Genomic DNA, 22,607 nt, shown 5'->3' on the forward strand with positions numbered 1-22,607 from the left:
GGCCGAAATTCAGCACGGTGATGTGCTGGGCGACCTCGCTGACCAGCGTCATGTCATGGTCGATGATCAGGATGGTCAGGCCGCGCGCCGAGATGCGCTTGAGCAGGTTGCGCAGCTCGACCTTCTCCGAGGAGTTCAGGCCCGCTCCGGGTTCGTCGAGCAGGAGCAGCGCCGGGTCTCCCGCGAGCGCGCGCGCAATCTCGACCGCCCGCTGGTGGCCATAGGAGAAGTTGGCCACGACCTCGTCGGCCCGATCCTCCAGATCGACGAAGGCGAGCGCCGCCCGCGCCCGCGCCAGCAGTGCGGCGGGGTCGTTGTCGACCGCGCTGCCCGGTCGCTCGGCACCGACCATGACGTTCTCCAGCGCCGTCATCGAGCGCCAGAGCCGGATGTTCTGGAAGGTGCGGCCGAGCCCGGCCTTGGTGCGGGCATGCGGCGGCAGGTCGGTCACGTCCTGCCCGTTGAGCTTGATGCTGCCGGCGGTCGCCCGGTAGAGGCCGGAGAGGACGTTGAGCGTCGTGGTCTTGCCGGAGCCGTTCGGGCCGATCAGCGCATGCACGCCGCCGCGTTTGATGGTGAGATCGACCTCGTCGACCGCCTTCAGCCCGCCGAAATGCTTCGACAGGCCGCGCACCTCCATCACGGTCTCGGTGCCCTCGCCGCCGCCGGACAAGGCGAGCGTCGCAGCCGTGCGACTGGGCATCACGGCGCGCTTGAAGCGATCCAACTGCCCGCGCAGATAGCCCCAGATCCCGTCCGGCATGAACAGCACGATCAAGATCACCGCCGCGCCGTAGATGGCGAGATAGAGGCCGGGGATGCTCTTCAGGAAGCGCAGCCATTCCGGGATCAGGATCAGCAGCCCCGTGCCGATGACGGCGCCGATCGGCGAGGCGACGCCGCCGAGAAGCACCATGGTCAGGAAGACCACCGATTCCGCGAAGGAGAACTGATCCGGGCTGACATAGGCGAAGCCGCCGGCGAAGAGGCCGCCGCCGATGCCGCCGAGGATGGCGGAGAGCGCGAAGGCGGTGACCTTGGTCCGGTAGACGTCGATGCCGGCGACACCGGCGGCCAGTTCGTTGTCCCGCACGGCCCGCATCGCGCGGCCGAGCCGGGTGTCGCGAAGCCGCCAGACCAGAAAGCCGAGGCCGGCGAGCATGGCGATGCAGAAGGCGAGATAGCTGGACCCGTCGGCGAGGAAGCCTGGGCGGGGAATGGCGCGCACGCCGTCCGGCCCCTTGGTGACCGGGATCCAGTTGATCAGTACGAGCGTGACGATCTGCTGGAAGGAGATCGTGACCATGGCGAGATAATGCCCGCCGAGCCGGAGCGTCGAGGCGCCGAGCAGCGCGCCGAATCCCGCCGCCATGCCGGTGCCGATCAGCAGGCAGACCCAGAAGTTCAGGCCGTATTCGGTCTGGCCGATGCCGACCGCATAGGCTCCGAGCCCGAAGAAGGCGGCCTGCGCGAGATTGATCTGGCCGCACAGGCCGAGAACGATCGTCAGGCCGAGGACGGCGATGGCATAGGTCGTCGCCTGCAACGAGATGTTGAGGATGTAGCCAGTCTTCGGCACGGCGATGGCGAGCACCATCGCGGCCAGCACGAGCAGGACGAAGGCCGGGACGCCCCAGCGCAGGCGCGGCCTGACATCCCCGGCAGCGGCGGAGGTTTCGGTCGTGCTCATGCTTTTTCCGCCACGCGCTCGCCGAAGATGCCCTGCGGCCGGAAGATCAGGAAGGCGATCAGCACCAGGAAGGCGAAACCGTCCTTGTAGGGCACCGAGATATAGGCCGCACCGAAGGTCTCGATGACGCCAAGGGCGAGCCCGCCGATGATCGCGCCCGTGACGTCGCCGAAGCCGCCGATGATCGTTGCGGCGAAGGCCTTCAGGGCGATGGTGGCGCCCATGCCGATCGAGACGAAGAGCACCGGCGCGACGAGAATGCCCGCGATGCCGCCGATCACCGCCGAATAGATGAAGGTGATCATGATCATCACCGCGACGGGGATGCCGAGCAGCGAGGCCATCTCCTTGTCCTGCGAGGTCGCCTGCAGCTTCTTGCCGAGCAGGGTGTGCTCGAAGAACCAGTATTGCAGCACGACCAGCAGCGCCGTGACCACGATGATCAGGACGTATTGGTTGTCGAGATAGACCGGGCCGAGCATGAAGCCGGGCGTGTCGAACCAGCCGGAGAGCACCTCGGGCTCCGGCCCGTGGATCGCCAGCGTGGTGTTGGCCATGAAGATCGAGGCGCCGATCGTCGAGATGATGACCGGCAAATAGGTGCGATGCCGCAGCGGGTAGTAGACCGCCAGATTGAAGACCGCGCCCAGGCAGGCCATGCAGACCAGGGCCAGGACGAAGGCCATCCAGTAGGGCAGGCCGATCTTGAGGGAGAAGACCACCATTAGGAAGGCCGCCACCATCGAGAACTCGCCCTGGGCGAAGTTCACGACATTGGTGGCGCGGAAGATCAGGACGAAGCCCAGCGCGACCAGCGCATAGACCGAGCCGATGCCGATTCCCGTGAAAAGAAGCTGAAGGACGAGATCCATCTATCTACCGCGCTTGGTGGGGCCGATCGGTCCTCCGCAGCGAACGGCCAAGGCCGCTTGCTGCGGAAGGCGTGGTACGGGATGCGCAGGGCGCTTCGGCGGGCCCCGGCCCCGGCTTCAGAGAACCGGAGCCGGGGCCGACGGGTCAGCCGAGATTCGGCGTGAAGTCGATCCGCTTGTCGAACTTGATGTCGCCCTTGTCGTTCTTGACGATGTTGTAGCCGTGCAGGCCGTCGCCGTTCTTGTCGAAATTGTATTCGCCCTCGGCGCCCTTGTGGCCGCGGATGGCGAGCATGGCCTGGCGCACCTTCTCCGGCTCGGTGGAGCCTGCCTTGTTCATGGCCATGGCGAGGCAGGTCACGGCGTCGAAGGTCCAGGACGACTGGTTGTCCGGCGCGACCTTGCGGACGTCGCGATAGGCCTTGCCGAAGGCCTTCGAGGCCTCGCTCGAATCCTCGGCGTAATCGGCGACGCCATAGGTGTTGTAGAGCGCGGGCCCCGCAAGCTTCAGCGCCGAGATGTTGACGATCGAGGGCGACCCGACCCAGGGGATGTTGACGCCGAGCTGGCGCAACTGCCGGGCGAAGATGCCGAGATCAGTCTCGAAGGTGAAATAGGTGCCGAGGATATCGGCGCCGGACTGGCGCACCGCCAGCACGACGGGCGTGAAGTCCTGGCTCTGGTTGGCATAGCCCTGATCGAGGGCGAGCGTTGCGCCGTTATCGGGCAGGGCGTCGGCCAGCGCCTTGCCGCCGGCCGTGCCGAAGGCGTCGGTCGAATGGACGATGGCCCATTTCTTCTTGCCTAGCTCCTTGGCGCCGAACTGCGCGATCACCTTGCCCGAATAGGAATCGTTCGGGCGGAAGCGGAAAAGCCAGGGATTGCCGAGCTTCGTGAGGTTGGGGTCCGTGCCGCCGAAACCGACGGGCTTGCCGACCTTGAGCATGTCGGGCGCCATCGCATGCATCTGCGTCGAGCGGATGGAGCCGAGGAAGGCGACGATATCCGGCTGGCTCGCGAGCTTGGAGAAGGCCAGCACCGCGCCGGGATTGGTGGTCTGGTCGTCCTCGAAGATCAGCTCGAGCGGCTTGCCGAGCACGCCGCCGGCTTTGTTGACGGCTTCCAGCGCGATCTTGGCGCCGGTCTGGGCGAAGGAGCCGGATTCGGCGGCGGCGCCCGTCATAGGCACGACCATGCCGATCTTGACGGTCGCGCCCTGTGCGAAAGCGGTGCGGATGACGGCAGGTGCGGCAATGCCGCCGGCAAGCGCCGTCGTAAATCCGCGACGAGTGAGATTCATCGCTATCCTCCCGATTTAATGGATTAGATCGGATCTGAACGCCCGATTACGGCGATGATGGATTATCTGCGGGCTCGCCAGAACCGCATTCTCCGTCATCCTTTAGTCTATGCCGAGAGACTCTTTTCCGGCCCGCAAGGCTCTCGCGGCAGGCTGGCGACCGGGCCAAGCTGCATCACCCAAAATCGGACGTTGAGAATATCAGAAAACAGCCGAGCTCGGTCGGGATGCCTCCCTTGAAGCTGCAACGTCGGCTAGCGGGTCTTCCGAGCGTCCGCAGTGGGCCAAGCTTCCCCGTTCACACTGCTGCCCAGCTCCAATACATCCAATTGAGCGGCTCGGGCGACATCGCCGCCGCAGTGCTGCCGGTCGTGGGATGGGAGCCGGCCAAGGCCCCGGCCGCCAATATCAGCTGTTCATCGAAGGACGCGGCTGAAGCCACCCATCGGATCGCCTGCGAGCAGTATCAGGCTCAGATCGGCAATGATCCTCACGGCATTGTGTGCGTGCTGGGGAGCATCCGGACGCGACCCCTGTCCATGCACTGAGGGCCTGCCAAACGCAGGGCGCGTCACAGCGCGTCGACGCCTCAAGGCCGCCATCCGGCGCGACGGCCGAGCTCTTGCGTCGTGTCCGCCACTGCTCCCAAGCTCAAACGGGTCGGACGGGCAGTGGCGCCGTTTCGTCAGGGGAGGGCGCCCGGGGGCAGCGGCGGCTCCGCATTGAGCAGCGTGATCGTCACCCGTCGGTTCGGCGGGATATAGGGATTGTCGACGAAGAGCGGCTCGGTATCGGCGCGTCCCACCACCGAGGTGAAGCGGTCGTTGGGGAGCCCGGCGCCCGACAGAATCTCGCGCACGGCGAGCGCGCGCCCGGCGGTGAGGCTCCAGGAATCGACGGCCGGCGCCGAGCCCGGGCTCGCGGCGGCCGTGTGCCCGGCGATAGACAATTGGTTGGGCATCCGGCGCAGGGTGGGGGCGAGTGCCTCCAGCACCAGGCGGGTGCGGTCGTAGGGCTGGACCGATCCCTCGGGGAACATGGAGCGGCCGTTCTCGTCCACGAGGGAAACGTTCAACCCCTCCTTGGTCGGCTCGATCACGATGTTGCGCGACAGTTCGGCAATTTCCGGCATCTTCTGGAGCGCCTGCCGAAGGCTGGCTATGGCGCTGTAGTTGGCCTGTACGCTGGCAGCCGGCCGGCTGATCTCACGGTCGCTGGCGCGGCCCGCGTTGGTCGGGCGAGCCTTGTCGTCCTGCCCGGTCGTGCCCCTCGCAATGTCGCGGGGCACGGACGTCCTGTTGCCCGACTTGTCGAGGGCACTTCCCATCAGGACGCCGCCAGCGCCACTGTTCGAAGGACTGAGAGCCGCCGGCGCGAAGTACTCCGCCAGGCCGATCTTCTGCTCCTGCGTCGTCATGCTGATCAGCCACATCAGCAGGAAGAACGCCATCATGGCGGTCACGAAGTCCGCATAGGCGATCTTCCAGGCCCCGCCATGGTGCGCATGGGCGGCCTTCTTGACCTTCTTGATGATGATCGGCTGGATGGGCTTGGCCATCGGGTCCCCACTGGAGATTGGGTCAGATCTAGGTGGGCAGGTCGGCGGTTGCCGCTTCCACTTCGCTGAAGGTCGGGCGGACGTCGCTCATCAGGGCCTTGCGGGCGAATTCCACCGCCATCACCGGCGGCTGGCCGCTGATATGGGCCAGGAGGCCCGCCTTGAGCGACAGGTAGTATTTCGATTCCGCCTCGAAGGTGCCCTTGAGCGACTGCGCCATGGGTCCGAAGAAGCCATAGGCGACGAAGACGCCGAAGAAGGTGCCGACGAGCGCGCCGCCGATCAGATGTCCCAGCACCTCCGGCGGCTCGGTGATCGCCCCCATCGTCTTGATCACGCCGAGCACGGCCGCGACGATGCCGAGCGCCGGCGTTCCGTCGGCGAGCGACTGCATGGCGGCGACGATACGCTCCTGCTCCTGGTGGTGCGTCTCCAGTTCCTCGTCCATGAGAGCGTCGATCTCGTGGACGTTGTTGGCGCCCATCGTCAACATGCGCATGTAGTCGCAGACGAATTCGACCGCGTGATGGTTCGCGGCAAAAGTCGGGAAGGCGTTGAATATCGACGAATCGTGGGGGTTTTCGATGTGCTCCTCGACCGCGAGCATGCCCTTCTGCTTCACGAATTTGTACAGTGAATACTGCATCCCCAGCAGTTCGACATAGGATTCGCGCTTGTATTTGGGGCCCTTCATGAGCGTGCCGAGCATGCTGGGCACGGCCTTGAGCACCGGCCCGGGGTTGCCGATGACGAAAGCACCGATCGCTGCACCGAGGATGATGACGAACTCGAACGGCTGCCAAAGCACCTCGAGATGGCCACCCATCGCCGCGTAGCTGCCGAAGACGCAGACGAAGACGATGATTGTGCCGACGATCAGCCGCATGGTTTGCCACCCTCGCGCCGCAGCAGGTACAGCGCCCGCGCGAAGCCACTTAACGAGTTCGACGAAATGACCGATCAAGGTTAAGGGCGAGTTTATGGCCAGGGGCTGGCAGGTCTGTCAGCGTCCTTCTCCGGCCGGGATTGGAGGGGTGCCGGTCGAGGGCGAAGACCAGCATCCCAGGCGATGACGCCTCCACGCTCGCGTACCGAAAGCTCCCGCATGGTGCTGGGGTCAGTATCGGGGAGCACGCCCGGCTTCTTGGCAAGCCGGCCAGTGGGAACCGCCCAATGCGGACGCGCGTGTCGCACCCGGGCCGTTCTCTCAAGCGCCTGGGCTCAGCAAGATGAACGCGAGAGAACAAATCCGTTCAGGTCGCGTTCTTCCTTCGAATGCTCCAATCGAGCGAGCAAAAGGAGGGTTTCATGCACCGGTATGTTGTCTCTGCTCTGCTGGGCGCGGGCCTTGTTGTATCCGCGGCCGTGGCGCACGCCGGAGAGGAGCTCCCGCTGGGCATCGCGCAGCGTCTCGACAAGGCCCCCGTTGCGTTCTCCATGTCGGAGGCGAAGCGCGAGCGCCTGATGATCATTCAGGAAAACATGGCTCGCCAAGGCTATTACGGCGGTTCCGGCTATTACAGCCACCCGGGTTATGGCGATCCGGTTGGACCCTATGGCTATGGTGGCGCGTACGGCTATTACGATTTCCACCCCCAACGGCCACCGCTCAATAGTCTCGAGCGCGGCTATTACGGGCGTTGATCATTCATCCGGCGAGGTGGCGGCTTGGACCAGAGCTGCCTCGCCTTTTTCGTGAGACAGGTTTCGCAGATCACGGCGAGCGATCCGTGCTAGCCTTCAGTGCTGCGGAACGAATGGTTTCAGGGCGTCCACAAGTCTCGTCGTGCCATGGTGAACTGTGCCGCCGGAGGCGTCGATTTCGATCAGGCCGCCTTTCCGATGCGCGTCGTAAAGCTTGAACAGCAATTCGGACGCGCTGGCGCTCATGAGCCGTTCGAGACTGCTCTGCCGCTGTGATCGCGGCACGGCCTGAGCCTCGATAGTCCGGCCCAGCAATTCGCTCAGCGCGGCCGCCACATCCGCGGGGCTGTACCGGCATGGGCCTTCGGCATGGACGATCTCCCGCTCTTTCCGCTCGGCGGTGCGAGACAGGAGATCGGCGGCGATCCGGCCGAGATCGGCCGCGGAGATCATCGGAAGAACCTTGTCGACCGGGTCGTGGAAGCTGCGCAGCGTCCCGGATGCGATCGCCTGAGGGATGGTGCGCGCCCAGCCCTCCATATGCTCGGCCGATCGCAGGAACAGCTTTCGGCCGCCGACCCGGCAGAGGCGCTCCTCGAAGGCGCGGAACATGCTGGGCATTCCGATATCGGCGGTGACATGTGCGCCATAGTCGGAGATCGCGAGCACCTGCTGCGAACGGGCCCGCTCGAGCGCCGCAGCAAGGCTCTCGATCGATCGCAGCATGTCCGCGATCGTGTCCTTCGCCTGGGGCGCCACGGGCAGAATGATCTGCACGGCATCGGCGCCCTTGATTGCCTGCGCCAGGGTCGTCGTATCCTGCAGGTCGGCCTGGACGACCTCGCATCCGATCTCGTCCAGCCGGGCCGCCTTCGCCGGATCCCGCAGGATCGCCCTGACCGGCAGGCCGGCTCCGCGCAGGGCCCGCGATGTTGAATAGCCGACCTTTCCGGCGGCGCCGACGATCGCAAACATGTTGGACTCCCGCGCCGCCGGCCAATCCACATTTACGGGCGGGCCGAAATGCGGAGCCGGTCCATGCTGATTGGACGGAGGTGGGTTCTTATCATCGCAGAGGCCGCAGAAAAACCGCCAAGCGAGATCTATGTCCAGACGCCCGGTCCGCTGGCCGGCATGCTGGCCGGCGCGGGGGGCCATGAGCCTGCACCTGTCCGATCTCGCTTCGTGCTTCGAAGGCGTCATCCCCTCGATCATCGCCACCGCTTCGGCCGACGGCATGCCGAACATCTCCTATCTCTCCCACGTGGTGCGGGTCGACGATGAGCATGTGGCGCTCTCCAACCAGTTCTTCGCCAAGACGGCGGCGAATATCCGCGCCAATCCCAAGGTCACGCTGATCCTTGTCAACGGCTTCACCGGCGCCCAGTTCCTGCTCGATATCGGCTTCGTGCGATCGGTCGACACAGGCCCGCTCTTCGACAGGATCGCGCTTCAGCTCAAGGCGAGCAGCGCGCAGGTCGGCATGTCCGAGGTGATGCGGCTGCGGAGCGCGGATATCTTCCGGGTGCATGCGATCGAGGAGGTTCCCTCCGATGCCGAGACCGCCCCGGCTGCCGTCAGCCGCGCGCCTGTCAGGCTTCCCGCCCTGTCGGAAGCGATCAAGGCCGTCGAGCGGGCGGCCGAGGCCGACAGCATCATCGACGGCCTGCTCTCAGCCATCCGACAGGTGCTCGGATATGCAAATGCGCTCGTCCTCATTCATGACAGCCACCGCGGCTGCATGATCACTGCCGGAAGCATCGGCTACGCGCGCTCGGGCCTGGGCTCGGAAATCGCCGGCAGCGAGGGGTTGATCGGCACGGCCGCGGCGACGGCCAAGACGATCAAGGTCAGCGACATGAGCCGCGTGCGGCGTTTCGGCGAGGCGATCGCGCAGGAGGCCGACGCTGCCGAAAACCTGACGCGCACCGTCGCCTTTCCGCAATTGCCGGAGGCCATGGGCCAGATCGCGGTGCCTATGATCGCCCGCAATGGGGTGCGGGGCGTGCTCTTCATTGAAAGCACGCAGCGGCTGGCTTTCCGCGAGGACGACGAGGCGGCTCTCGAAATCCTGGCGGGGCAGGCGGCCAGCGCTCTCGCCAATAGCGAGCGGGAGGCCGCGGCAGCCGAGTCGGTAAAGGCCGCTCTATCGGCTGCTCCGGTCGCTGCGGGACGACGGATCAGCATCGTTCACCATCGGTTCGACGACAGCGTGTTCGTCGACGGCACCTATATCGTGAAGGGCGTCGCCGGCGCGCTGCTGCGCCTGATGGTGGAATGGCATCTCGGCGAAGGACGGAACGAATTCACGAACCGGGAAATGCGCTTGGCGGCCGGAACCGGGATGCCCGATATCAAGGACAATCTCGAAACACGGCTCCTGCTGCTGCGTCGCCGGCTCGAGGAAAAGCAGGCCCCGCTTCGCCTCATCCGTGTCGGCAGGGGGCGCGTCCGGCTGGATGCCGACGGCACGCTGGCTCTCGGCACGGCAGGGGCATAGCCGGGCGGGTGCAAGCCCGCCCGTGGGTCAGGCTGCCGTCCGCAGTACGGAGAAGGTGGCGCTGCGCCCGGGCGCGATCCGGCCGTGGCTGTGGGCGAGGCCGAGATAGGCCGCCGGCGTCGTGCTGGCCATCGCCAGGGCTTCGGCCAGGGTAGCGCCGCCATGGCGATGTGCGTTGAGGATCGCGGTGTTCATGTCGAGATGGGCGCCGGCCAGCCGTCCCTCGGCATTGACCAACCGGCCTTCACTGACGCGGATCGTCTCGCCGAACAGCTCGAAGGCATCACGCGGCGAGCCGATCGTCGCCATCGCGTCGGTGACCAGCATCATCCGTTGAGGCCCGATGGCGCGGAAAGCCGCCTGGAAGGAGGGCCAGGCGACATGATGGCCGTCGGCGATGATGCCGGCAGCGAGCCCGAGATCCGACATCGCTGCACCGACGACACCCGGCTCGCGCGAGCCGAGCTGCGACATCGCGTTGAACAAATGGGTGACACCGGAAAGCCGCTCGGCATGCGCTCGCGCCATCTCCGCCGCGGTGGCATTGGTATGGCCGGCGCAGACCCTGACGCCGCGATCGACCAGCGCGCGAATGAAGCCCTCCGGCACGCATTCGGGCGCCAGCGTTACCAGCGTCACGCCGGCAGAGCCCAGCGATGCCAGCAAATCGATATCGGATGGTTCCGGCCGCAGCAGATTGGCAAGCGGATGGGCGCCGTTGCGCGCGGGATTGATGAAGGGGCCTTCGAGATGCACGCCGAGAACACCCGGCACACCCAGAGCGATGGCTTCCCGCGTCGCGGCGATGGCGCGGGCAATCTCGGCACGGCTGGCGCTGATCAGCGTCGGCAGCAGGAAGCGCGTACCGAAGCGGGCATGGCCGGCGGCGATCGTGGCGATGCCCTCGACGGTCAGGCTGTCGTTCAGCATGACGCCGCCGCCGCCATTGACCTGGATGTCGATAAAACCGGGCGCTAGCACCACATTCTCGGGCAGGTCCTCGACGGCGCAACCGGGGCTGGCGTTGCTCGCGAGGATCGCGCTGATGATACCGTCCTCGGCGACGACGGTCCGGTCGTCCAGGATCTGCGTGCCGTCGAACAGGCGCCTGGCGCGCCAGGCCTGCCGGGTTGCCGCCATCAGAGTGTCTCCGTGACCTTGAGCAGTCCGGGCGGGCTGTCGACATTGCGGCCGAGCCGGGTGGCTTCCGCCTCGAGCGCGCGATAGACCGGTACCAGTTGCGCGATGGCATCGAGCGCCGTTTCGCCCGGGCCGAGGCCGAGCAGGCTCGGCTGCGCTCCGGTGCCCGAGAAGACCGGGCTGCCCTGCCGGCCGAGCGTTGCCAGCGCGTCCTCGATGCTGTCGGAAACCTCGCCGCCGGCATTGAGCCCGAGGATCGGGTGCGCGCTGCGGATCGCCGCCTTCGGCCCGTGCAGGACCTCGGCCGCACTATAGGCGAGCACCGGCACGCCCAGCACCTCTGCAGCCTTGAGGGCCGCCTCGCGGGCCGGTCCGAGGCTGAGACCGCGCCCGATCACGAAACCGGCTGGGGCAGGGGAGAGGCGCTGTGCCCAGGGCGACCAGTCGAGCGCGAGCGCTTGTGCCAGCCGCTGCGGGGCGGTCTGCGTCGCGGTGGCGAGCGCCTCGTCCTCGGCAAGAGCAGCGACCAGCAGCAGGCCGGCCAGCATGGTGTTCACCACCGTCTTGGTCGCGGCGACAGCGAGTTCCGGCCCGGCGGCGATCGGGATGACATGGCGGCAGGCCAGCGCGGCGGGCGAGTTCGCGTCGTTGACGATGGCGATGGTCTGCGCGCCGGCGGCCGTCGCCTGCTCGGCGGCGGCAACCAGATCGGGACTGCGGCCGGATTGCGAGATCAGGATGTAAAGTGCTTCGCCGAGGCGGGGATTGGCACCATAGCGCGTCACCACCGAGGGAGCGGCGGGTGCGGCGCTGAGGCCGAGACGGGTTTCGATCAGATAGCGCAGATGCGTGCCGGCATGGCCGGAGCTGCCGCGGCCGCTGACCACGGCATGGCTGATGCGACCCATGTCGAGCGCCGCCGCGACCTGCGCGATCGCCTTCCGCTGCTCGTCCAGCAGGCGGGCGGCGGCTTGCGGGATTTCGGCGACCTCGCGCGACATGCGCGAGAGCGTCCGGTCGGATTGGCTCATGATTGCGGCCCCATGGCTTCACCCTTGAGGGTCGCGACGAAATCGTAGCGATCGCCGCGATAGGCGGAGACCGTGAACTCGACCGGCTTGCCGTTGGCGAGGAAGGCACGCCGCTCGATTCGAAGCAGGGCGCTGCCGGGGGGCACGCCGAGATGCCTGGCCTCCTCGGCGGTGGCGAGGCCGGCATGGATGCGTTGCACGCCATGGGCTGGTACCGCGCCGCGCTGCGCCAGCGCTGCGTAAAGCGACAACTCGATCAGGTCCGGCGAGGGCAGGATGCTCGCTGGCACCACCGCGCATTCGATCGCCAGCGGCTCGCCATCGGCCGTCCTGACGCGGGTGAGGCGCGTAACGCTGTCTCCGGGACCGAGGCCGAGCGCCATCGATTCCTGTGGCTTCGGCCGGGCAACCTCCTTCGACAGCCAGACCGAGCCGGGGCGGCCGCCGCGATTCTCGATATCGGTCGAGAAGCTCGCCAGCACCGAAAGCGGCTGCTCGATGCGCGAGGCGACGAAGGTTCCCGAGCCATGCCGGCGCGAGAGCGTGCCGCTACGGATCAGCTCGTCGATGGCGTTGCGCACGGTGACGCGGGCATAGCCGGTGAGCTGCGCCAGATCGCGCTCCGAGGGCACGGCGTCGCCCGGCTGGAAGACGTCGCTCTCGATCAACCGCGCCAGCGCGCCGGCGAGCCTGAGATAGCGCGGCGTCGGGTCGTCGCCGGCCAGCGCCTGCAGGATCGCCTGCTGCTTCATCGGCATCGCTTCGAGCGCGGTTCCCGAGGCGGCTTCGCGCTGACGCCGCGAGCCACGTCCGGGAGAGCTCTCGCTCACGGCGCCGCCCTGGATGCGGCCGGGGCCTTGTCCGTCGCCCCGGCACCGAGATCGACCAGGGCGAGGCGCAGATTGCCGCGATGGCGAGCGAGCAGGATCTCGGCAAGGGCGACATCGGCGCCGCTGGCCAGCAGCGTGGCACGCTTGACGTCGCCATGGACGCGGTCGAGATGCCGGGCCGCCGCCTCCAGGCCGGAGCCGGTGATCGTGTCGACCATCTCGGCCGCACGATGCCGGAGCTTGGCATTGGTGACCCGCATATGGACCATCAGCCCGCGATAGACGCGGCCGAGCCGGATCATCAGCAGGGTCGAGAACAGGTTGAGCACGATCTTCTGTGCGGTACCTGCCTTCATCCTGGTCGAGCCGGCAACGACCTCCTCGCCGGTCTCGATGAGGATGGCGAGATCGGCGGTGCGCAGCAGCGCCGAGCCGCGATTATTGGCGACGCCGACCGTGAGAGCGCCGCGGGCCTTGGCCTCGCCGATCGCGGCGAGCGTATAGGGCGTGCGGCCGCTGGCGGCGAGGCCGATGACGACGTCGTTCGGACCGATCTCGGCGCGGCGCATCGCCTCGGTGCCGTCATCGACCGAATCCTCGGCATTCTCGACCGCGTGCAGGATTGCTTCGTCGCCCCCGGCGATGGCGAAGCCGAGACGCTCCGCCGGCCAGTCGAAGGTCGGGGTCAACTCCGCGCCGTCCTGGACGCCTATGCGCCCGGAGGTGCCGGCGCCCGCATAGATCAGGCGCCCCCCGGCTTCGAGCTTTGGCACAGCGGCGGCGACCGCTTCCGCGATCGCCGGCAGTGAGGTCGCGATCGCGGCGACCGCCGCGAGCTGGCCCTCGTAGAGCGCCTTCAGGATATCGAGATCGCCCCAGGCATCGAGATCCTGAAAGCGTGCGCTGACATCTTCCGTCGCCATGAACTGCCTCTTGTGACCAGACCAAATTAAGTCCACTTTAGCCCAGTAGCAAGCCGGAAGCGGACAGGGAAGCCATGTCGCAGCCAGAACCGCAGATTTCCGGTCCCGCCCGCCTGACAGCCGCCATTCCGCCCTTCCTGCTCGGGCTTGTTGGCATCGCCCTGCTGACGGCGATGGACGGCGTGGTGAAGGAGCTTTCACCGCGCTACAGCGCCCTGCACCTGACTTTCTTGCGTTTCGCGGTGACGGCTGCGATGGGCGCCTTGCTGTTCCTCGTGCTGCGGGCGCCGCTGCCGGATCGCGGCGTCATCACCGGCAACCTGCTGCGCGGCGTCATGGTCGCGCTGTCGACGCTCGGCTTCTTCTACGGGCTTTCCGTGCTGCCGCTGGCGGAGGTCTTCATCATCTCTTTCATCGCGCCGCTGCTGGTCGCGCTGATCGCCATCCCGCTGCTGGGTGAGCGGCCGAAGCCGATGGTCTATCTCGCGCTGGCGCTCGGCTTCGTCGGCGTCATGGTCACGGCCGGCGGATTCAGCCTCAAGGCGATCGCGCCGGAGCGGGCGCTTGGGATCGCGGCGGTGCTCGGCTGCGCGGTGGCCTATGCGCTCTCGGTGGTGCTGCTGCGCCAGCGGGCCAAGCGCGGCGATCCGCCATTGACGATCGCGCTGTTCCAGTCGGCGATCCCGGCTGTGATCCTCGCCTTGCCGGCAGCTTTGTTCTGGGCGCCGGTCGCCTCCGCCGATTGGCCGGCCTTCATCCTGATCGGTGCGCTGGGCCTTGCCGGTCATGTCGCGCTGGCGCTGGCCTTCGCACGAGGTGAGGCGAGCCGCCTAATCGCGGTCGAATATACCGGGCTGATCTGGGCGATCCTAATCGGCCTCGTCTTCTTCTCGGAGATGCCGACGCCGCAGGCCATGATCGGCGCCGCCCTGATCATCGGCGCCTGCTGGCTGCTCAGACGTTAGCCCGGTAGATTCAGCCGCCCGCCGGTCAAGGGGTAGGGCACGCCAGTGGTGCCCGGAAGGCTGAGCGGCAGCCCCTTCACCGAGCGGATCGCGAGATAGCCGAAGGTCTGCGCCTCGATGACGTCGCCGGCCCAGCCAGCCGCTTCGACCGGCTCGACGGGCACGCCGAGACGCTCGTGCAGGCGGCGCATGAAATGGCCGTTGAGGCGCCCGCCGCCGGTGACGAGCCAGCGCCGCGGCGCCTTCGGCACATGCCTGAGCGCATCGACCACGCTCTCGACCGTGAAGGCCGCGAGCGTCGCCGCGCCATCGGCGTCGGAGAGCGCTTCGACCACCTGGGCACGGCGGTGGAAATCGTTGCGGTCCAGCGATTTGGGTGCCGGCCGGTCGAAATAGGGATTGACCATGAACTCGGCGACGAAGTCCTCGCGGACCTTGCCGCTCGCTGCCAGCGTGCCGTTGGCGTCGTAGGTCTTGCCGAGGCGGCGCAGGACGAAATCGTCGAGGATGGCGCTGGCGGGACCGGTGTCGAAGGCGATCACCTCGTCGCCGTCGATATAAGTGACGTTGCCGACGCCGCCGAGGTTCAGCACCATCACCGGCTGCTCCAGCCCCTGGGCGAGCGCGCGATGATAGAGCGGCGCGAAGGGCGCGCCCTCGCCGCCGGCCTCGATATCGGCATGGCGGAAGCGATCCACCGTCGGGATGCCGAGCGCCTGCGCCACGGCAGGGCCGTCGATCAATTGCCGAGTGAAGCGGATTTCGGGGCGGTGATAGACGGTCTGGCCGTGCAGACCGACGAGATCGACACTCTCCGGCTTGATGCCCTGTTCGGCCATGAAGCGCCTGACCGCATCGAGATGGGCCGTGGTCACGGCCGCTTCGAGCTCGGCCAGCGGCTCCGTCACCGCGCGCTCGGCCTTGGCGACCAGGGCCTGCAACTGGCGGCGGGTCTCGGGCGGGTAGGGGTAGCCGGCGCCGGCGCCGAAGCGGAGCGTCTCGCGCCCGTCGCTCTCGACGATCGAGACGTCGATCGCGTCCATCGAGGTGCCGCTGATCACGCCGATCGCGGTCAATATGGGCTTGTCGAGGTCACGCATCGTCATTTCGCCCCTGCAAACCCTCGAAGTCGCTGCTTCGAGGCTTGCACCGGCTCTAGGCGATCGGCTAAGCCTTGTCCAGATTGGTCCGTAAGTGGTCCATATGCGATCGGGTTCATACGAGCGTCGGAACAGGCGCCGTCAATCAAACAGGAGGGGTGTCATGCTTCGTGTCGTGAAACAGGATTCCGGGCTGCGTCGCGCCTTGCGTTGCAGCGTCGCGGCGGCCGCCTTCGCGCTGCTCGCGGGCACCGCTTCGGCCCAGGTGCTGGAGGTTGCCGTCGAGGCTTCACCCGCCGGGCTCGATCCGCATATCGTGACCGCCTTCGCCTCGTCCCAGATCGTGCTCGGCCCGATCTACGAGGGGCTCACCGCGCTCGACAAGGACCTCAACATCATCCCGGGCCTCGCGCAGTCCTGGACCGCCTCGGCCGACGGCAAGACCGTGACCTTCAAGCTGCGTCCCGGCGTCACCTTCCATGACGGCAAGCCGATGGAGGCTGAGGATGTCGCCTCGTCGCTGCGCCGCGTGCTGTCGAAGGATGTCGGCTCGCCGCTCGCCAGCCGCCTCTCCGCGATGGAGAGCGCGACCGCCATCGATGCGACGACGCTGGAGCTGAAGCTCAAGGAGCCCTCCGCGCCGCTGCTCGCCTCGCTCACCGGCATCGCCATCGTGCCGCGCGGGCTGGAGACCAACAAGGACGCGCTGCAGCGCGCACCTGTCGGCACCGGCCCGTTCAAGTTCGAGGAATGGCAGCCGAACGGCTTCATCCGCCTCGCCAAACATGCCGGCTACTGGAACGCCGCCGAGGTCAAGCTCGCGGGCGTGAAGTTCAACTTTGTGCCGGAGGCTGCGACCCGCCAGGTCGGCATCGGCAACGGCCAGTTCGCGCTGCTGCCGCATATCGATGCGGCGACCGCGCTCCAGCTCAAGGGCAAGCCGAATATCGCGATGCAGGAGACGACGGAGCTCGCCTACACGCTGATCGGCATGAACACGTCGAAGCCGCCCTTCGACAATGCGAAGGTGCGCGAGGCGCTGAACTACGCGCTGAACCGCAAGGAGATCATCGACGCCGCGCTGTTCGGCGCGGGCGCGCCGGCGGCTCCGCTGCCGGCCGTGCTGAAGGACTGGGCGGTCGATGTGAAGGACCTGCCCTGCTACGCCTATGACCCGGCCAAAGCGCAGGCGCTGCTCAAGGAGGCCGGCGTCGCGACGCCGATTACGGTGAGCATGACGGTGCTGCCGCGCCAGGACATCCGCGACATCGCGCAGGTGGTGCAGCAGCAGCTCGGCAAGGCCGGCTTCAAGGTGGAGCTGAAGAACCCCGAACTCGGCCAGTTCGTGCAGGACTGGCGCAACTCGAATTTCGACCTCTTCGCCTCGACCAATGCCGGCAGCATCGAGCCCGACGATTATTTCTACCGCGCCTTCCGCACCGGCGGCTCGACAAACGTCTTCAAGTACAGCAATCCCGAGCTCGACGCGCTGCTCGACAAGGGCCGCGCGACGCTCGACAAGCCGACACGACAGGCCGCTTATCGGGACGCGCAGAAGATCCTAGGCTGCACGGGACCGGCGGCGCATATCGCCTATCCCACGCTGTTCAGCGCGGTGCGCAGCAACCTGCAGGGCTACGACATCTACGCCAACCGCTCGCTGGTCTCGCTCGGCCGCGCCAGCCTGCGCTGATTGGAGCAAAGAGGCTGCTATGGGCTGTGGAAGCGATTTGATGAGGTCAAAACGCTGGAGATGGGAGGAGCATCGCACCGCCGATACGTCGGTATCGGCAAGCGGTGCGACGCTGCAGCTCCAGCGTTTTCACCTCACCCGCAGGGCGCGGCGCTTTTGCGCGACTGCCGTGTCGTTCTTCGTAGCAAGCCGGAAGGCTTGCGTCCTCGAACTCCTTGCATTAGCGCAAAATCGCCAGCGTCAAATCGCTTCCACAGCCCATAGCAGCCTCTAGGTCGAGGCATGCTCCGTCATCTGCTGCAGCGCAGCCTCGACCTCGTGATCGTGCTGTTCGGGATCTCCGTGATCGTCTTCCTGATGATCCGGCTGATCCCGGGCGACGCGGTGGCGATCATGCTCGGCGCCAATACCGAGGTAACGCCGGAGCGCGTCGCCGCGATGCGCGGCGCGCTCGGGCTCGACCGGCCCCTGCTGGAGCAATACTGGGTCTGGCTCAGCCATGCCCTGCGCGGTGACTTCGGCACCTCGATCTGGACCGGGCGGCCGGTGATGCAGGAGATCGCCGCCCAGATCTGGCCGACGCTACAGCTCACCCTGTTCTCGCTCGTGCTCGGCGCGGGGCTCGCGCTCCCGCTCGGCTGCCTGATGGCGCATTGGCGGGGAGGGCGGGCCGATCTGGTGCTGCGCGTCGGTGCCATCGCCGGGCTCACCATCCCCTCATTCTGGCTCGGCATCGTCATGCTGATCGCGGTGGCGACGCTGGCGCCGAGCTTCGCCTCGCTCGGCTATGTGCCGTTCAGCGAAGACCCGCTCGGCAATCTCCAGCGGCTGCTGCTGCCGGCGATCGCGCTGGCGCTGCCGATTCTGGCCAATCTCTCGCGGCTGGTGCGCACCGCGATGCTCGATGCGCTCGGCCAGGACTATATCCGCACCGCCCGCGCCAAGGGGCTGGGCGAACGGGCCGTGCTCTACCGGCATGCCCTGCGCAACGCGCTGATCCCCTTCGTCACCAGCGTCGGCATCATGACCGGCTATCTGCTCGGCGGCGCGATCGTGGTTGAGCAGGTGTTCTCGATTCCCGGCCTCGGCCGCCTGATCCTCGGCGCCATCGCCGAACGCAACTATCCGCTGGTCCAGGCAACGATCCTGGTCGTCACCGTCGGCTTCGTGCTGGTCAACGCGCTCGTCGATTTCGCCTATGCGCTGATCGATCCCCGGCTCAGGACCGCGTCATGAGCCAGAGCCGCCGCATCGCCCTCGTCGCGGGCATCTTCGTCACCCTGCAGATCGTGCTGGCGCTCGCCGCGCCCTGGGTCGCGCCCTACGACCCGCTGGCGCAGGACATCGTCGCCCGGATGCGGGGGCCGAGCGTCGCGCATTGGCTCGGGACCGACCATCTCGGCCGCGATATCCTCTCGCGCATTCTCTACGGCTACCGCACGGCGCTGATCGCCTGCGGCATCGCGGTCGGGCTCGCGCTGATCATCGGCGGCAGCCTCGGCCTGCTCGCCGCCTTCTATCGCGGCTGGTGGGACCGGATCATCATGCGGGCGATGGACATCCTCTTCGCCTTCCCGGTGATGCTGCTGGCGATCGGCATCATCGCCATGCTCGGACCGCGCACGGAGAGCGCCGCCATCGCCATCGCCGTGGTCTATGTGCCGATCTTCGCGCGGCTGATCCGCGGGCCGGCCATGGTGCTGGTCGAGAGCGATTTCGTCGCCGGCATCCGCTCGATCGGCGCGACCGATCTGCGGATCATGCTGCGCCATATCCTGCCCAACCTCGCCTCGGTCATCCTGGTGCAGAGCTCGCTCCTGCTTTCGGCGGCGATCCTGGTCGAGGCCTCGCTCTCCTTCCTCGGGCTCGGCACTCAGCCGCCGACGCCCTCGCTCGGCCTGATGCTGGCGGAGGGGCGCAATTTCGTGCTGCTCTCGCCGTGGAACGCGATCTTCGCCGGGCTCGGCATCCTCCTGCTCTCGCTCGGCTTCAACCTGCTCGGCGACGCGCTGCGCGACGAGCTCGATCCGCGGCTCCGGGGCCAGTCGTGATCATCCGCCGGGCGGTCGCGGCCGATATCGCGCCGGCCGCCGCGCTGATGGCGCAGGCCTATGCCACGCATTTCCGCCCGATCATCGGCGATGCCGCGCTCGGCTTCGATCAGGCGCATTTCGCGGCGCGCTTCGCTCGTGAGCTGGCGGAGCTGACCATCCTCGACGAAGACGGCGTGCGCGGCGTGCTGCTGGTCAAGGATTGGCATATCGCCATGCTCTTCGCTGCCGAGACCGGACAGGGCCATGGCGCCGCGCTGCTCGCTCATGCCGAGGCGAATGGCGCCCGGTCGCTCGAAGTCTTCGCCAACAACGAAGGCGCGCGGCGCTTCTACGAGCGCGCCGGCTGGCAGGCCGCAGACGACTACGAGCGGGAATTCGCCGGCGCGCTGCACCGCTTCCTGCGCTATGAAAAGTCGATGACGCCCCACCAGAACACCAACCCTCATCCTGAGGAGGCCCGCAGGGCCGTCTCGAAGGATGTTCCAGTGCACGCTGGAACATCCTTCGAGACGCGATCTGCGATCGCTCCTCAGGATGAGGGCTCGCGTCAGTCAAAGGAGACAGGGCTGATGGACAAACTCCTGATCCGCGGCGGCCAGAGGCTGTCCGGCACGGTCGAGATCCGCGGCGCGAAGAATGCGGCGCTGCCGGCCTTTGCCGCGGCGCTGCTCTCCGACAAGGCATTGACGCTGCGCAACCTGCCCGATGTCGTCGACGTCAAGACGATGCAGGCCTTGCTCGAAGGCTATGGCGTCAGCTTTTCCGGCCGCGGCGCCGATGCGCTGACGCTCGACGCGGCCAAGGCCGGGCCACGCGAGACGAGCTACGACATCGTCCGCAAGATGCGGGCGACCATCCTGGTGCTCGGACCGCTGGTGGCGCGGTTCGGCGAGGCGCGCGTTTCGCTGCCGGGGGGCTGTGCCATCGGAGCGCGGCCGGTCGACCTGCATATCAAGGCGCTCGAAGCGCTGGGCGCCGAGATCAACGTGGCGGGCGGCTATATCGAGGCCAAGGCGCCACGCGGCCTGAGCGGTGCGCGGATCGTCTTCCCGTTCTCCTCGGTCGGCGCGACCGAAACGGCGCTGCTGGCGGCGAGCCTCGCCAAGGGCGAGACCGAGATCGTCAACGCCGCCAAGGAGCCGGAGGTGCTCGACCTCGCCCGCTGCCTCACCGCGATGGGCGTGAGGATCGAGGGCATCGGCAGCCATCGCCTGCTGGTCCAGGGCGCGAAGAGCCTGTCGCCCGCGACCCACGAGATCGTCGCCGACCGGATCGAGGCCGGCACCTATGCGGTCGCCGCCGCGATCACCGGCGGCGAGCTCGAGCTGGTCGGCGCGCGGCTCGAGCATCTCGCGGCGGTCGGCGAGGCGCTGGAAGCGGCCGGTGTCCGGCTCTGGCCGAGCGATCGCGGCTTGATGGTGACGCGCCCGGGCCGGCTCACCGGCATCGACATCATGACCCAGGCCTATCCCGGCTTCTCGACCGATCTGCAGGCGCAGTTCATGGCGCTGATGAGCGTGGCGGACGGCACCTCGCTGATCCGCGAGACGGTTTTCGAGAACCGCTTCATGCATGTGCCGGAGCTGGTTCGGCTCGGCGCCGACATCACGCTGAAAGGCACCAGCGCGACCGTGCGTGGCGTCGCCAGCCTGAAGGCGGCACCCGTGATGGCGACGGACCTGCGCGCTTCGGTCAGCCTAGTGCTCGCCGGCCTCGTCGCCGAGGGTGAGACCGTGGTCAGCCGCATCTACCATCTCGACCGTGGTTATGAGGCGCTCGACCGCAAGCTCAAGCGCTGCGGTGCCGATATCGAGCGGGTCCCGGCATGAGCGCGCCGGCCGATCTCTATCTCGGCGTCGATGGCGGCGGTACCGGTTGCCGCTGCCGCCTTGAAACCGCGGCCGGGGAGGTGCTGGGCTCCGGCATCGCCGGCCCGGCTTCGCTCCGGCTCGGGCTCGAAACCTCGCTCGCGTCCGTGATGCATGCGGCACGCGGCGCTATCTCGGAGGCCGGTTTGACCGAGGCCGATTTCGAGCGCATCCGCGCCGGCATCTGCCTTGCCGGCATCGGACGCAAGGGCATCCGCGAGCAGCTCGCCGCCTGGAACTCGCCTTTTGCGCAAACCGTGTTCGAAAGCGACGGGCTTGCTGCCTGTCTCGGTGCGCATGACGGCGAGGATGGCGGCATCGTCATCATCGGCACGGGCTCGATCGGGCTTGCCCGCGTCAATGGTGAGGAGTTGCGGATCGGAGGCTACGGCTTTCCGATCGGCGACGAGGGCAGCGGTGCCGATCTCGGCCTCGCCGCCATCCGCGTCTCGCTGCGTGCCCATGACGGACGCGAGCCGGAAACGCGCTTCACGAGGGATGTGCTGGCGCGCTTCGAGGCCGACCCCTTCGAGGTCGTCGCCTGGATGGACAAGGCCCATGCCACCGACTACGCGACGCTGGCGCCGCTGGTGCTGCGCCATGCCGATCTCGGCGATTCCCATGCCCGCATGATCATGCAGAACGCCGCCGCGATGATCGACGCGATGGTGCGCACGCTGTTCGATCGTGCCGTGCCGCGGGTCGCGCTGATCGGCGGCCTGTCCTCGGCGATGGAAGCCTGGCTCGCGCCGGATGTCCGGCGGCGGCTAAGCCATGTGAAGAGCGATGCCATCGCCGGGGCGCTCTCGCTGGTGCGGCCGAGGGCCTAAGATCCGGCGTCGGCCTCTTCGGGGACGATGTCGTGCCAGCCATGCTGCAACGCCCGGCTGGTCATGTCGAAGGCGAAATAGCAGCCACCTCCGGCGATGGGCTGACCATGTTTGCGCGAGATCGGCTCGCCACGGAGATTGCTGAGCAGCAATGTGCCGACGCCGCCATGCGCGAAGATCGCGAGGTCGCCGGTGCCGCGTCGGGCCGCTATGCAAGCGGCGATGCCAGTCCTGATCCGCGCCTGCGCAGCCCGCGCCGTCTCCCAGCCGAGGACGCTGGTATCCGGCTCCCCGAAGAACTGGTCGACGATCTCCCAGAAGCGCGGCGGCGCGACATAGCCGGTCGCCGAGCGGTCGTTCTCGCGCAGGTCCTCGCGTGCGTTGAAGGGCAACCCCCACGCGCGCTGGAAGGCCTCAGCGCAATCCATCGCCTTGCGCTCGTCGCTGGTGAAGACGTCGGTGACACCAGCCAGCTCCGGTCGCTGGCAGAAGGCTTCGATGCGCTTCCAGCCGGTGGTCGACAGCCCCCAGTCTGGCACCGGGATCTGCGGGTCGACGACCACTTCCGGATGGGTAACGAAATAGACGGTCGGCATGGAGCTCTTAGGA

The 22,607-nt window shown here is 67.3% G+C and carries 21 protein-coding genes; 9 read left to right on the forward strand and 12 right to left on the reverse strand.

The window, feature by feature from the left end; genetic code table 11:
- The 3 genes from Q0Q36_RS17370 to Q0Q36_RS17380 all read right to left on the reverse strand — a co-directional run.
- The coding region (locus tag Q0Q36_RS17370) for a branched-chain amino acid ABC transporter ATP-binding protein/permease (RefSeq protein ID WP_293799745.1) at positions 1-1,690 on the reverse strand (1,690 nt) is incomplete at its 3' end.
- On the reverse strand, positions 1,687-2,562 hold the full coding sequence (locus Q0Q36_RS17375) for a branched-chain amino acid ABC transporter permease (protein WP_293799748.1): 876 nt from the start codon (positions 2,560-2,562) through the stop codon (positions 1,687-1,689). The genes Q0Q36_RS17375 and Q0Q36_RS17370, both read right to left, overlap by 4 nt.
- A 145-nt stretch (positions 2,563-2,707) precedes the next feature.
- Complete coding sequence (locus tag Q0Q36_RS17380; protein WP_293799751.1) at positions 2,708-3,862, reverse strand: ABC transporter substrate-binding protein; 1,155 nt, start codon at positions 3,860-3,862, stop codon at positions 2,708-2,710.
- A 236-nt stretch (positions 3,863-4,098) separates the two neighbouring features.
- On the opposite strand from Q0Q36_RS17380, the gene Q0Q36_RS17385 reads away from it, so the two are divergent.
- Positions 4,099-4,410 (forward strand): hypothetical protein, encoded by a 312-nt coding sequence (locus tag Q0Q36_RS17385; RefSeq protein ID WP_293799754.1) that lies wholly within the window; start codon positions 4,099-4,101, stop codon positions 4,408-4,410.
- Between the two features lie 137 nt (positions 4,411-4,547).
- On the opposite strand, the gene Q0Q36_RS17390 is transcribed toward Q0Q36_RS17385, so the two are convergent.
- Positions 4,548-5,420, reverse strand: a complete 873-nt coding sequence (locus Q0Q36_RS17390; RefSeq protein ID WP_265056173.1) for a flagellar motor protein MotB — start codon at positions 5,418-5,420, stop codon at positions 4,548-4,550.
- Positions 5,421-5,448: 28 nt separating this feature from the next.
- On the reverse strand, positions 5,449-6,306 hold the full coding sequence (gene motA, locus Q0Q36_RS17395) for a flagellar motor stator protein MotA (RefSeq protein ID WP_293799759.1): 858 nt from the start codon (positions 6,304-6,306) through the stop codon (positions 5,449-5,451).
- A gap of 422 nt (positions 6,307-6,728) precedes the next feature.
- On the opposite strand from motA, the gene Q0Q36_RS17400 reads away from it, so the two are divergent.
- The gene (locus Q0Q36_RS17400) at positions 6,729-7,064 is read left to right on the forward strand and encodes a hypothetical protein (RefSeq protein WP_293799762.1); all 336 of its coding nucleotides are present in this window, start codon (positions 6,729-6,731) and stop codon (positions 7,062-7,064) included.
- Positions 7,065-7,160: 96 nt separating this feature from the next.
- On the opposite strand, the gene Q0Q36_RS17405 is transcribed toward Q0Q36_RS17400, so the two are convergent.
- Entirely contained in the window at positions 7,161-8,222 is a 1,062-nt protein-coding gene (locus Q0Q36_RS17405; RefSeq protein ID WP_293799764.1) for an NAD(P)H-binding protein, read from the reverse strand.
- Between Q0Q36_RS17405 and Q0Q36_RS17410 the strand changes: the two genes are divergently transcribed.
- Entirely contained in the window at positions 8,221-9,564 is a 1,344-nt protein-coding gene (locus tag Q0Q36_RS17410) for a GAF domain-containing protein (protein ID WP_293799767.1), read from the forward strand. The two genes, Q0Q36_RS17405 and Q0Q36_RS17410, sit on opposite strands and share 2 nt — an antisense overlap.
- A 27-nt stretch (positions 9,565-9,591) precedes the next feature.
- Here Q0Q36_RS17410 and nagA read toward each other — a convergent pair whose 3' ends face one another.
- Genes nagA through Q0Q36_RS17430 form a run of 4 tightly spaced genes read right to left on the reverse strand, consistent with a single transcriptional unit; the run spans position 9,592 to position 13,488 of the window.
- Positions 9,592-10,704 carry an N-acetylglucosamine-6-phosphate deacetylase gene (gene nagA / locus Q0Q36_RS17415; protein ID WP_293799770.1) on the reverse strand — a complete coding sequence of 371 codons (1,113 nt, stop codon included), beginning with the start codon at positions 10,702-10,704 and terminating at the stop codon, positions 9,592-9,594.
- Entirely contained in the window at positions 10,704-11,735 is a 1,032-nt protein-coding gene (locus tag Q0Q36_RS17420; RefSeq protein WP_293799773.1) for an SIS domain-containing protein, read from the reverse strand. Before Q0Q36_RS17420 ends, nagA begins: the two co-directional genes overlap by 1 nt.
- Positions 11,732-12,565, reverse strand: coding sequence for a GntR family transcriptional regulator (locus Q0Q36_RS17425; protein ID WP_293799776.1), 834 nt, complete (start codon positions 12,563-12,565; stop codon positions 11,732-11,734). The genes Q0Q36_RS17420 and Q0Q36_RS17425 overlap by 4 nt, the downstream gene beginning before the upstream one ends.
- On the reverse strand, positions 12,562-13,488 hold the full coding sequence (locus tag Q0Q36_RS17430; RefSeq protein ID WP_293799778.1) for an N-acetylmuramic acid 6-phosphate etherase: 927 nt from the start codon (positions 13,486-13,488) through the stop codon (positions 12,562-12,564). The genes Q0Q36_RS17425 and Q0Q36_RS17430 overlap by 4 nt, the downstream gene beginning before the upstream one ends.
- 74 nt (positions 13,489-13,562) lie before the next feature.
- Between Q0Q36_RS17430 and Q0Q36_RS17435 the strand changes: the two genes are divergently transcribed.
- Positions 13,563-14,453: a DMT family transporter gene (locus tag Q0Q36_RS17435; protein ID WP_293799780.1), complete on the forward strand. Its 891-nt coding sequence runs from the start codon at positions 13,563-13,565 to the stop codon at positions 14,451-14,453.
- On the opposite strand, the gene Q0Q36_RS17440 is transcribed toward Q0Q36_RS17435, so the two are convergent.
- Positions 14,450-15,559, reverse strand: coding sequence for an anhydro-N-acetylmuramic acid kinase (locus Q0Q36_RS17440; RefSeq protein WP_293799782.1), 1,110 nt, complete (start codon positions 15,557-15,559; stop codon positions 14,450-14,452). The genes Q0Q36_RS17435 and Q0Q36_RS17440 overlap by 4 nt on opposite strands.
- A gap of 157 nt (positions 15,560-15,716) precedes the next feature.
- On the opposite strand from Q0Q36_RS17440, the gene Q0Q36_RS17445 reads away from it, so the two are divergent.
- From Q0Q36_RS17445 to Q0Q36_RS17470, 5 genes are all read left to right on the forward strand, one after another.
- On the forward strand, positions 15,717-17,246 hold the full coding sequence (locus Q0Q36_RS17445; RefSeq protein WP_293799784.1) for an ABC transporter substrate-binding protein: 1,530 nt from the start codon (positions 15,717-15,719) through the stop codon (positions 17,244-17,246).
- A gap of 282 nt (positions 17,247-17,528) precedes the next feature.
- A complete protein-coding gene (locus tag Q0Q36_RS17450) occupies positions 17,529-18,482 on the forward strand; it encodes an ABC transporter permease (protein WP_293799786.1) in 954 nt (317 codons plus the stop codon).
- Complete coding sequence (locus Q0Q36_RS17455; RefSeq protein ID WP_293799788.1) at positions 18,479-19,297, forward strand: ABC transporter permease; 819 nt, start codon at positions 18,479-18,481, stop codon at positions 19,295-19,297. The genes Q0Q36_RS17450 and Q0Q36_RS17455 overlap by 4 nt, the downstream gene beginning before the upstream one ends.
- Positions 19,298-19,869: 572 nt before the next feature.
- On the forward strand, positions 19,870-21,129 hold the full coding sequence (murA, locus tag Q0Q36_RS17465; protein ID WP_293799868.1) for a UDP-N-acetylglucosamine 1-carboxyvinyltransferase: 1,260 nt from the start codon (positions 19,870-19,872) through the stop codon (positions 21,127-21,129).
- Positions 21,126-21,998, forward strand: a complete 873-nt coding sequence (locus Q0Q36_RS17470; RefSeq protein WP_293799790.1) for a BadF/BadG/BcrA/BcrD ATPase family protein — start codon at positions 21,126-21,128, stop codon at positions 21,996-21,998. The genes murA and Q0Q36_RS17470 overlap by 4 nt, the downstream gene beginning before the upstream one ends.
- Here Q0Q36_RS17470 and Q0Q36_RS17475 read toward each other — a convergent pair.
- Positions 21,995-22,594, reverse strand: a complete 600-nt coding sequence (locus tag Q0Q36_RS17475; RefSeq protein WP_293799792.1) for a histidine phosphatase family protein — start codon at positions 22,592-22,594, stop codon at positions 21,995-21,997. The two genes, Q0Q36_RS17470 and Q0Q36_RS17475, sit on opposite strands and share 4 nt — an antisense overlap.
- Positions 22,595-22,607: the final 13 nt, after the last annotated feature.

The organism is uncultured Allobosea sp., from assembly GCF_945957345.1.
Lineage (GTDB): Bacteria > Pseudomonadota > Alphaproteobacteria > Rhizobiales > Beijerinckiaceae > Allobosea.